This window comes from Phenylobacterium sp. (assembly GCF_016124325.1).
Classification (GTDB): Bacteria; Pseudomonadota; Alphaproteobacteria; order Caulobacterales; family Caulobacteraceae; genus Phenylobacterium.
Genome location: NZ_WGNY01000025.1, coordinates 1 through 10,272, shown reverse-complemented (window position 1 = coordinate 10,272; position 10,272 = coordinate 1). Strand labels below are relative to the sequence as shown.

Below are 10,272 nucleotides of genomic sequence, written 5' to 3'. Positions count from 1 at the left end.
TGAATTCGTCGGCGGACACCGGCTTCTTCTACGTGACCAAGAAGAACGCCCGCACCAAGACCGACAAGCTGGTGCTGAAGAAGTACGACCCGATCGCGCGCAAGCACGTCGAGTTCAAGGAAGGCAAGATCAAGTAAGGCGCGCAACGCCCTGATCTTGCATGAAGACGCCCGGCCTCACCGCCGGGCGTTTTTCGTTGTGGAACGTCGCACCGGCCCGAACTGCGGCCCCGGCGTTGACAGGCGGCGGCCGGGGACGGACGCTCCCCCCATCGACAACCCGCGCCTTGCGGGTGTTCGCGGGGTACCGCCCTGCGGCGAGTCAGCGGACCGGCTCCGGCCGGACGAGGGCTCACCGTGGGGCGTTTGCTTAGGAGCCTTCGATGAAGGACCCCCGCGACGTCCTCACCCCCTCGCTCATGGAAACCTATGCCCGCGACGGCGTCGTGCGCCTGCCGGGCGCCGTGCCGGCCCGCGACGCCGAGGCGATGGCCGAGACCATCCGGCGCAAGCTCGCCGACCGGCGCGACAGGTCGGCCCGGCCCTCGAAGCTCTCGTCCCGCTCGGGCGAATTCGACGCCATGGCGAGCCCGGCGGTCCGCGCCGCACTCGACGTCCTGCTCGGCGGGTGGGAGGAGCCGGACCACTGGGGCCTGCCGCTGGTCAGCTTCCACACCGGCGAAAAGGCCTGGGACGTGCCCCACCGGCATTGGCACTACGACCTCGGCGCGCGGCCTGGCGACCGGAACTTCGCGCGCCCGTTCGTCATCCTGGCGCCGCTGGCGCCCCAGGGCGGCGGAACCGGCTATGTCGAGGGCTCGCACCGGCTTCTCCAGGCGATGGTCGAGGCGGAGGGGCGCGCCCTGCCCTCGGCCCAGGCGCGCGGCCGGCTCGAGGCGCGCTCGCCATGGTTCGCCGCGCTCTCCTCGCCGGGCCCGGACGCCGACCGGATCGCCCGGTTCATGGAGGACGGCGCGGAACTGGACGGCGTGCGCGTGCGGGTCGGCGAGATGACCGGCGATCCGGGCGATGTGATCCTCATGCACCCGCTCACCCTGCACGCGCCGACGCCCAACGTGCTTCGGGCCCCGCGGATGGTGCTGACGCAGTTCGTCTACGGCCGCAGCTAAGGCGCGCCGGGCTCCGGGGAGAAACCTATTGGCCGCTAGGCCGCGCGGGCGATGACCCGGTTGCGGCCGCGGGACTTGGCCTCGTAGACGGCCTCGTCAGCGCGCTTCACCAGCGCCTGGGAGCTGTCGTCGACGCCCGCGCTGGAGGCGACGCCCACCGAGATGGTGACGGTGAGCAGCTCCTTGCCGTCCATCACCCGGAACGGCGCGCCGGCCACGTGCAGGCGGATGCGCTCGGCGATGCGGCGGGCGTCCTCGAGGTCGGTGTCGGGCATCACCACCACGAACTCCTCGCCGCCGTGGCGCACGGGCAGGTCGACCGCGCGGACGTTGGAGGCCAGCCGCACGGCGAATTCGCGCAGCACCTCGTCGCCCACGTCGTGGCCGAAGCTGTCGTTGACCTTCTTGAAGTGGTCGATGTCGATGACGAGCACCGCGACCGGGTCGCCGCCCTGGGCCGCGCGGCGCATGAGAGCGTCGAGCTGGCCCACCATGTAGCGGCGGTTGTGCAGGCCGGTGAGCTGGTCGGTGACCGCCAGCTCCAGCGAATGGTCGAGATTGGAGCGGAGATAGTCGGTGTAGCGCTTGCGGCGGATCTGGGTGCGCACGCGGGCGGCCAGCTCGCCGGGGTCGATCGGGCGGGCCAGGATGTCGTTGACGCCGATTTCCAGCGCCTTGATGACCCGCGCGCGCTCGTCGACGTCGGCGACGGCGAGGATCGGCAGGTTGCGGGTGGCCTCGTCCGAGCGGAGCTGGGCGGCGAACCGCAGGCCGTCGAACCCCTTGGCGTTGGCGTTGACGATCACCAGGTCGACCGGCCCGCGGGCGCTGAGCTGGGCCTTGTAGGCCTCGGTCTCCACGATCGGACGGTGCTCGACGGCCAGTTCGGAGCAGATGCGCTGGGCCTGGCGCTCGTTGTCGTCGACGATGAGGACCCGGCCGCCCGATCCGCCCAGGCGCGACGCCGCGCCGGCGATGACGCCCATGCGCCGGCCCGAGGCCTCGCGATCGCGCAGCTCGTCGATCACCGACTTCAGACGCGTGAGGCTGCGCACGCGGGCGAACAGCATGACGTCGTCGATCGGCTTGGTCAGGAAGTCGTCGGCGCCGGCCTCCAGGCCCGCGACGCGGTCGGCGCGGCCGTCCAGCGCGGTGACCAGCACGACGGGGATATGGCGGGTCTCGGGATCGTCCTTGAGCCGGCGGCACACCGAGAAGCCGTCCATGCCGGGCATCATCACGTCCAGGAGGACGATGTCGGGCTGCTCGGAGGCGGCGATCGCCAGCGCCGTGGGGCCGTCGTAGGCGGTGAGCACCTCGTAGTACTCGGCCGACAGCTTGGCCTCCAGCAGGCGCACGTTCGACTCGATGTCGTCGACCACAAGGATACGCGCCGACATGGGCCTAACTCAGCAGACGTCGGATGGTGTCGAGGAAGTGGCTGACCGAGATCGGCTTGGAGATGTAGGCTTCGCAGCCCCCCTCGCGGATGCGCTCCTCGTCGCCCTTCATGGCGAAGGCGGTGACGGCCACGACCGGGATGTGGGCCAGATCGTCGTCTTCCTTCAGCCACTTGGTGACTTCCAGGCCCGAGATTTCGGGGAGCTGGATGTCCATCAGGATCAGGTCGGGCCGGTGTTCGCGCGCAAGCGAAAGCGCCGCGAGCCCCTCACGGGTCTCGAGGGTCTCGTAGCCCTGGGCTTCGAGCAGATCATGAAAGAGCTTCATGTTCAGCTCGTTATCCTCGACGATGAGGACCTTCTTCGCCATTCGGGACCCGACCGTTGCCGGGGGTTGGGCCGGTTTGCGACCCTCCCCCACCGTGGCTGTGGTTATTCGCCCCGATATCCTTAAACTTCGTTATCCGCACATCCGAGCGACCGTGGCCGATCCGATCCAAACCGCCGCACCCCGGCTTCACGATCTGGGGCTCTCGCCCGACCGGCCGCTCGTGCTGGTGGACGTGGACGAGGTGCTGGGCCTGTTCATGCAGGGCTTCGGCGACTTCCTGCGCCAGCGCGGCCTGGAGATGCGAATCGAGCGCTTCGCCCTGTTCCAGAACATCTTTCCGCCGGGCTCGACCGAGCACATCGGCATGGAGGAGGGCCGGCGGCTGTTCGACGAATTCTTCCGCGGCCACTGCCACGAGATCGAACCCGCGCCGGGCGCCATCGACGCGCTCAACCGTCTGTCGCGCGGCGCCGAGATCCTGATCCTGTCCAACGCCCCGGCCGAGGCCGAACGGCTGCGCACCGCCTGGTTGCGCAAGCATGGGCTGGAGCACCCGCTGATCCTGAACTCCGGACCCAAGGGGCCGGTGGCGGCCGGGCTGATCGGCCAGACGGCCCATCGCACGGCCTTCGTCGACGACCTGCTGTCCAACCTCGATTCGGTGGCCGAGCACGCGCCGGACACCGCCACGTTCCAGCATGTGGCCGACCTGCGCCTGCGACCCTACGCGCCGCGCTCGGAGCGCCATCCGCGCATCGACGACTGGGCCGATCTGGCCGAAGCGATCGAAGCGGCGATCCGGGGCTGAGCGGCGCGGAACAAATCGGGTATCAAGTCCAGCCATGATCCGGATCGGCGTGGACATGGGCGGCACCAAGATCGAGGCGGCGGCGCTGGACGCCGACGGCCGCTTCCAGGCGCGGGTGCGCGCGCCCACGCCCGCCGATTACGCCGACCAGCTGGAGGCGGTGAGAAGCCTGGTGGCCGAGGCCGAGCGCCAGGCGGGCGCGACGGCCGCGCGGATCGGCGTCGGCGGACCCGGCTCGCCCTCGCCCGCCACGGGGCTGATGCGCAACTCCAACACCGCCGCCCTGAACGGCCGACCCTTCCCGGCCGATCTCGAACGCACGCTGGGCCGGCCGGTGCGCTACGCCAACGACGCCAACTGCCTGGCGCTGTCGGAGGCGGTCGACGGGGCGGCGGCGGACGGGCGGGTGGTGTTCGCCGCGATCCTGGGCACCGGCTGCGGCGGCGGCCTGGCCGTGGACCGCCAGGTGGTCCCGGGCCGCAACCTGATCGCCGGCGAGTGGGGCCACGCCCCCCTGCCCTGGCCGCGCGACGACGAGTACCCCGGGCCGAAGTGCTGGTGCGGACGCCGCGGCTGCCTGGAGCTGTGGGTCAGCGGCAAGGGCTTCGCACGCCACGCCGGGGCTTCCGGCGAAGAGGTCGCCGCCGCGGCGGCCGAGGGCGACGGCGAGGCCATCGCCCTGCTGGACGTCTATGTCGACCGGCTGGCCCGGGGCCTGGCCGTGATCGTCGATATCGTGGACCCGGACGTCATCGTGCTGGGCGGCGGCATGTCGAACATCGACCGGCTCTACGAGACGCTGGGGCCCACCATCGGCCGCCATGTGTTCTCCGACGTCTTCACGACCCCGGTGCGCAAGGCCCTGCACGGCGATTCGTCGGGCGTGCGCGGCGCGGCCTGGCTCTGGCCGCTCGAATGAAGGCGGCCCGGTGAAATCCCTCTGCCGCGACTGCTTCTGGACGGGCGAGGCCGTGGCGCGCCGTTGCCCCGACTGCGGCTCGCCGCGGATCGTGGCCCACGAGGAGCTGGGCCGGCTGGCCATCGCCCACATGGACTGCGACGCCTTCTACGCATCGGTGGAGAAGCGCGACCGGCCCGAGCTGCGCGACCACGCGGTGATCGTGGGCGGCGGCAAGCGCGGCGTGGTCACCACCTGCTGCTACATCGCCCGCATCAAGGGCGTGCGGTCGGCCATGCCGATGTTCAAGGCGCTGCAGGCCTGCCCCGAGGCCGTGGTGATCAAGCCCGACTTCGCCAAGTACCGCGCCGAGAGCAAGCGCATCCTGGGCCTGGCCGCCGAGCTGACGCCGCTGATCCAGAACCTGAGCCTCGACGAGGCGTGGCTGGACCTGTCGGGGACCGAGCGCCTGCACGGCGCGCCGCCGGCCGTGACGCTGGCCCGGCTGCAGGCCCGGATCGAGGCCGAGACCGGCCTGACCGTCTCCATCGGCCTGGCGCCCAACAAGTTCCTGGCCAAGATCGCCTCCGACCTCGACAAGCCGCGCGGCTTCAGCGTGATCGGGTCCGAGGCCAAGGCGTTCCTGGCCGGCAAGCCGGTGCGCATCCTGCCGGGCGTGGGCCCCGCCATGGTCGCGTCCCTGGAAAAGGCCGGCTACCGCACGGTGGGCGACCTGGCCCGCGTCGACCGCAAGGCCCTGGCCGAGCGCTGGGGCGCGCAGGGCCTGCGGCTGCACGAGCTGGCGCACGGCCGCGACGCCCGGGCGGTGAACCCCAACGAGGCGCGCAAGGCGATCAGCGCCGAGACCACCTTCGAGGACGACCTGACGCGCATCCCCGACCTGGAGGACAAGCTGGCGCCCCTGTGCGAGCGGGTGGCCCGCCAGGCCCGGTCGGCCGGCGTGGCCGGCCGGGTGGTGACCCTGAAGCTGCGGACCACCGACTTCCGGATCGTGACCCGCCGGCGCACCCTGCCGGTGGCCACCCAGACCGCCCACACCCTGTTCAAGGTGGGCCGCGAGCTGCTGGCGAAGGAAGCGACCGGGCGGCCCTGGCGGCTGATCGGCATCGGGATCGCCGACCTCGTCGACGCCGAGCAGGCCGGCGCCGACTTCTTCGCCGAGGGCGAGAAGCGGGCCCTGGCCAGCGAACGCACCATCGACGCCCTGCGCGACCGGTTCGGCGCCGAGGCGGTGACCTCCGGGCGGCTGCTGCGAGCGAAGGCGGCGCGCGAGGAGGGCTGAAGCCTCAAACGCCTAGACTCCGTCCGGGCGGGCGAACCGGTTCCCACTTCACCCTGACGGGCTCTAGAACACGCGGCGCACGCCCACGCGCACCTGCCGGGGCTCCATGGGGTGGAAGTGGGTGTCGTCGACGCCCGCCGCCGGCTCGCCGGGCAGGCGCGAGCCGTAGAAATAGGTGATGTCGTTGTCGTGGCTGTTCAGCAGGTTCAGCACCTCCAGCGACAGCGTCAGGTCGCCGAAGGTGTGGGCGTAGGCGGCGTTGACCACCGTCGCCGAGCGCGAGCGGGCGGAGTTGTCCTCGATCAGCGGCGCGGGGCCGAGGCGGCGCAGGGTGGCCTGCAGCACGCTGTCTGGCGTCACCCGCACCGTGGCGCCGGCGGTGACGACGTATTCCAGCGCGTTGGGGATGCGGTCGCCGCCCGGCGGGTCGCCACGGTAGCGGGCGTGGGTGGCGGCGGCGGAGAGATCGAAGTTGAGCCCCGGGCGCGGCGACCAGCTCGCCAGGAACTCCGCCCCCAGCCGGGTGGTGCCGTCGGTGCTCTCGGTGTCGCCCGCGTCGCCGACGTAGACCAGCTCGGACTCCAGGCGCAGGGCCCAGAGCGAGAGGGAGAGCGCCAGGCCCTGGCCGTTCTCGTAGCGGGCGCCGACCTCGGCGCCGTCGGCCGCGGCGAACAGGGGTACGGGATCGACCGGGGTCCCGGAGGCCGGTTCCACCCTCTGGACCGCGCCGCGCGCGTCGTTGGAATGGAAGCCGCGGCCGGCGTCGGCGTAGAGCTCGACCTGCGGCGACACGCGCCAGGCCAGGGTGAGCTTGGGGCTGACGATGGCGTCGGTCTTGTCGCCCGAGTTCAGCGGGTTGTCGGACGTGACGTCGACGTGGATGGCGTCGGCGCGCAGGCCGAGCGTGGCGCGCAACGGCCCCTCAGACCACGCCGCCGTCGTCCAGCCGGCGCCCGACCATTCCCGAACCTTGTCCTGGCGGTCGGTGGAGAGGCGGGCCCGGGCGCGGGTGCGGTAGAGACCGATGGAGCCGATGTCGTCGAAGCGGGTCTCGACCCCGGCGCTGAGGCTCCAGGGCGAGTCCGCGGGTCGCCAGGTGCGGGCGGCCGACCCGCCGAAGATCCAGCGCCGCTCGGCCTGCTCGAATTGGTCGCGGTTCACGGGATCGTCGAGGAAGTAGGTGAAGTTCGACCACAGGTTCAGCCGGTAGCGCTGGGCGTAGACCACGAGGTCGCTGTCGGCGTCGGGATGGCGGCGCGCCACCAGGATCAGGCGGCTGGTCTTGCCGCCGTCGGTGTCGTCGATCGTGCCCAGGCGCGAGATGAGGCCCGCATCGACGGCGCGCTCGGGGATCTGGTCGGTGGAATCCCAGGCCGCGTCGTAGGCCACCGCGGTCAGGGCCCAGTCGCCCAGGGCCTGCCGGGCCAGGATGCTGCCCTTGCGCAGGTTCTCGCCGTGGGTCCAGGGGCCGTTCGAATGGGTGAGGTCGACGCCCAGGAAGCCGTCGCCGACGTTCAAGCCCGAGACCAGCCGGCCATAGGCGTGCTCGCCGGCCTGGGCGGAGACGAAGCTGTCGGGCAGCGCGGCGAAGGTGCGGAAGGCCGCCGTCCCGGCCGCCGAGAAGTCGCCGGCCTCGGCGAAGTACGGCCCCTTGCGATAGTCGATGGTCTGGACGAACTCGGGCGTGATCCCGTTGATGTCGAGATAGCCCTGGCCGTGGGCGTGGGTGCGCAGGTTGAGCGGCGCGCCATCCAATGAGATCGAGAAGTCGGTGCCGTGGTCCAGGTTGAAGCCGCGCAGGAAGTACTGGTTGGCCTTGCCCGACCCGGAGTGCTGGGTCGCCGCCAGCCCCGGGATCACCTCGGCCAGCTCGCCGGGGCGCAGCAGCGGGCGGTTGGCGTAGGCGCCGTAGGAGACCACGCCCTCGCTGGCCGAGGCCGCCGCGCCGATCCGGCCCTCGCGCTTGCCCCAGACATAGACCTCCTCGACCCCCGAGCCGGCCGTCGCCACCGGCGCGTCGCCATCCGCGCCGCCCTGCGCCAGCGCGCAGGCCGGGGCCGCCGCCAGGACCAGCGCGGCCAGCATCCGATCGAGCCCCGTCATTTCCGCCCCCGCGTAGGAATTTTTGTTGAATAGTTCCTACTGCGCGGAACGCCGTGGCGCTTCAGCAAATGTTTGGCGTGGCCATGCCCGGCGCCTATGGTCGCGCCATCCAGGAGGCCCGATGCAGCGCGTCACCATCTCCCTCGAAGAGGCCCTGGCCGGGGCGTTCGACGCCCTCTGCGCCGAACGGGGCTATGGCAGCCGTTCGGAAGCCGTCCGCGATCTGGTCCGCAAGGCGATCGCCGAGCGCGGCGCCGAGACGGCCGACGGCGACTGCGTGGCCAACCTGTCGTTCGTCTACAACCATCACGTCCGCGCACTAGCCCAGCGGCTGATCGACATCGGCCACGAGCACCACGATCTGGTCGTCACCACCTCGCACGTCCACCTCGACCACGAGCACTGCCTGGAGAGCATGATCCTGCGCGGCCGCACGGCTCAGGTGCGCGCCTTCGCCGACCTGGTCCGCGCCGAACGGGGCGTGCGGTTCGGCGATCTGAACCTGATCGCGGTGGAGCCCCACGGCCGCCACGCCGGCGGCGCGGCGCATCGCCACGGCGAGCACGACCACCTGACCCCGCAGCCGGGCTGAGTCGGGCCCCGAGGCCGTCGCCGGACCCGCCAATGGCCTCGATCGGGGCTGAATCCGCGCGGATTCGCCGCAGAAACCGGCAGACTGTGGTTACCGGGGACTTAGCCCGGCGGTAACGCGCCTGGGATAGGTTGACCTGGAGTGAGGACGATTCATCCCTTCCAAAAGGCGCTATCTTCCATATCTAATCGGACAGACGAGGATCACCGTAGCGTCAGAGAGGCAGGAACGAGATGAGCGAGCGAAAGGAAGGTGGCGCTGACACCGGCGTTCGCTCGACGGTGATCACTCAGACGAAGCCGAAGACGCAGAAGCCGGCGATGTACCGCGTACTGCTGCTCAACGACGACTACACTCCGATGGAATTCGTCGTCTACGTTTTGGAGCAGTTCTTCAACAAGTCGCGCGAAGATGCGACTCGGATAATGCTTCACGTACATCAACACGGTGTGGGCGTCTGTGGAGTCTACACATACGAAGTAGCGGAGACGAAAGTAGCCCAGGTCGTTGATACGGCGCGGCGCCACCAGCATCCGCTGCAGTGCACCATGGAGAAGGATTAGAGGCTCTTGCCTTCATTTTCCCGACAGCTCGAAGAATCCCTGCATCGCGCAGTCGCCTACGCCAACCAGCGAAAGCACGAATACGCCACGCTAGAGCACCTGTTGCTCAGCCTCATCGACGACGAGGACGCCGCGGGTGTGATGCGGGCGTGCGACGTCGAACTGGGGGCGCTGCGCACCACCCTCACCAACTACGTCGACAACGAGCTGCGCTCGCTGGTCGTGGACGACGGCGAGGACGCCAAGCCCACGGCGGGCTTCCAGCGCGTGATCCAGCGTGCGGTGATCCACGTACAGTCCTCGGGACGCGAGGAAGTGACGGGGGCCAACGTGCTGGTTGCGATCTTCTCGGAGCGCGAAAGCCACGCCGCCTACTTCCTGCAAGAGCAGGACATGACCCGCTATGACGCGGTCAACTACATCGCCCACGGCATCGCCAAGAAGGCCGGCGCCTCCGAGGCCAAGCCGGTGAAGGGCTCCGAGGACGAGGACAAGCCCGCGGTCAAGACCGGCGGTGAGGCGCTGGAAGCCTACTGCATCAACCTCAACGAGAAGGCCAAGCAGGGTAAGGTCGACCCGCTGATCGGCCGCCTGGCCGAGGTGGAGCGCTGCATCCAGATCCTGTGCCGGCGCACGAAGAACAATCCGCTGCTGGTCGGCGACCCCGGCGTCGGCAAGACCGCCATCGCCGAGGGCCTGGCGCGCAAGATCGTCAACAAGCAGGTCCCCGACGTGCTGGCCAAGTCGACGATCTTCTCGCTCGACATGGGCGCGCTGCTGGCGGGCACCCGCTACCGCGGCGACTTCGAAGAGCGCGTGAAGCAGGTCGTCAAGGAGCTGGAGAACCACCCCGACGCGATCCTGTTCATCGACGAGATCCACACGGTGATCGGCGCGGGCGCGACCTCGGGCGGGGCCATGGACGCCTCGAACCTGCTGAAGCCCGCCCTCGCCTCCGGCACCCTGCGGTGCATGGGCTCGACGACCTACAAGGAATTCCGCCAGCACTTCGAGAAGGACCGGGCGCTGGTCCGGCGCTTCCAGAAGATCGACGTCAACGAGCCCACGATCGACGACACGATCAAGATCCTGAAGGGCCTGAAGACCTACTACGAGGAGTTCCACAAGCTCCGCTACACCAACGA

At 70.2% G+C, this 10,272-nt stretch carries 11 protein-coding genes; 8 read left to right on the top strand and 3 right to left on the bottom strand.

Translation table 11 applies throughout. From position 1 onward, the window contains the following. Positions 1-137 (top strand): 50S ribosomal protein L33 (gene rpmG / locus GC203_RS15155; RefSeq protein WP_293456073.1); only part of this gene is annotated, 137 nt, incomplete at its 5' end. A gap of 245 nt (positions 138-382) precedes the next feature. Further along, positions 383-1,129: a phytanoyl-CoA dioxygenase family protein gene (locus GC203_RS15150; protein ID WP_293456070.1), complete on the top strand. Its 747-nt coding sequence runs from the start codon at positions 383-385 to the stop codon at positions 1,127-1,129. Between the two features lie 35 nt (positions 1,130-1,164). On the opposite strand, the gene GC203_RS15145 is transcribed toward GC203_RS15150, so the two are convergent. Continuing rightward, complete coding sequence (locus GC203_RS15145; RefSeq protein ID WP_293456068.1) at positions 1,165-2,529, bottom strand: PleD family two-component system response regulator; 1,365 nt, start codon at positions 2,527-2,529, stop codon at positions 1,165-1,167. A gap of 4 nt (positions 2,530-2,533) precedes the next feature. After that, positions 2,534-2,899, bottom strand: coding sequence for a response regulator (locus GC203_RS15140; protein WP_293456066.1), 366 nt, complete (start codon positions 2,897-2,899; stop codon positions 2,534-2,536). Between the two features lie 112 nt (positions 2,900-3,011). Between GC203_RS15140 and GC203_RS15135 the strand changes: the two genes are divergently transcribed. From GC203_RS15135 to GC203_RS15125, 3 genes are read left to right on the top strand one after another with little or no spacing between them, the layout of a single operon-like run. Further along, positions 3,012-3,668 carry a hypothetical protein gene (locus tag GC203_RS15135; protein ID WP_293456064.1) on the top strand — a complete coding sequence of 219 codons (657 nt, stop codon included), beginning with the start codon at positions 3,012-3,014 and terminating at the stop codon, positions 3,666-3,668. 34 nt (positions 3,669-3,702) lie between these two features. Further along, on the top strand, positions 3,703-4,587 hold the full coding sequence (locus GC203_RS15130; RefSeq protein ID WP_293456061.1) for an ROK family protein: 885 nt from the start codon (positions 3,703-3,705) through the stop codon (positions 4,585-4,587). A gap of 10 nt (positions 4,588-4,597) precedes the next feature. After that, positions 4,598-5,869, top strand: a complete 1,272-nt coding sequence (locus GC203_RS15125) for a DNA polymerase IV (protein WP_293456059.1) — start codon at positions 4,598-4,600, stop codon at positions 5,867-5,869. A gap of 63 nt (positions 5,870-5,932) precedes the next feature. Here GC203_RS15125 and GC203_RS15120 read toward each other — a convergent pair whose 3' ends face one another. Beyond that, positions 5,933-7,972: a TonB-dependent receptor gene (locus GC203_RS15120; RefSeq protein ID WP_293456057.1), complete on the bottom strand. Its 2,040-nt coding sequence runs from the start codon at positions 7,970-7,972 to the stop codon at positions 5,933-5,935. Between the two features lie 121 nt (positions 7,973-8,093). On the opposite strand from GC203_RS15120, the gene nikR reads away from it, so the two are divergent. From nikR to GC203_RS15105, 3 genes are all read left to right on the top strand, one after another. Next, positions 8,094-8,564 (top strand): nickel-responsive transcriptional regulator NikR, encoded by a 471-nt coding sequence (gene nikR / locus GC203_RS15115; protein WP_293456055.1) that lies wholly within the window; start codon positions 8,094-8,096, stop codon positions 8,562-8,564. Positions 8,565-8,797: 233 nt separating this feature from the next. Next, positions 8,798-9,127 (top strand): ATP-dependent Clp protease adapter ClpS, encoded by a 330-nt coding sequence (gene clpS / locus GC203_RS15110; protein ID WP_293456052.1) that lies wholly within the window; start codon positions 8,798-8,800, stop codon positions 9,125-9,127. Positions 9,128-9,133: 6 nt separating this feature from the next. Next, a partial coding sequence (locus GC203_RS15105) for an AAA family ATPase (protein ID WP_293456049.1) occupies positions 9,134-10,272 on the top strand: 1,139 nt, incomplete at its 3' end.

Coding starts and splice junctions, on each gene's coding strand:
- clpS (WP_293456052.1), top strand. CDS start 8,798: ATGAGCGAGCGAAAGGAAGGTGGCGCTGACACCGGCGTTCGCTCGACG.
- GC203_RS15140 (WP_293456066.1), bottom strand. CDS start 2,899: ATGGCGAAGAAGGTCCTCATCGTCGAGGATAACGAGCTGAACATGAAG.
- GC203_RS15150 (WP_293456070.1), top strand. CDS start 383: ATGAAGGACCCCCGCGACGTCCTCACCCCCTCGCTCATGGAAACCTAT.
- GC203_RS15120 (WP_293456057.1), bottom strand. CDS start 7,972: ATGACGGGGCTCGATCGGATGCTGGCCGCGCTGGTCCTGGCGGCGGCC.
- GC203_RS15130 (WP_293456061.1), top strand. CDS start 3,703: ATGATCCGGATCGGCGTGGACATGGGCGGCACCAAGATCGAGGCGGCG.
- nikR (WP_293456055.1), top strand. CDS start 8,094: ATGCAGCGCGTCACCATCTCCCTCGAAGAGGCCCTGGCCGGGGCGTTC.
- GC203_RS15145 (WP_293456068.1), bottom strand. CDS start 2,529: ATGTCGGCGCGTATCCTTGTGGTCGACGACATCGAGTCGAACGTGCGC.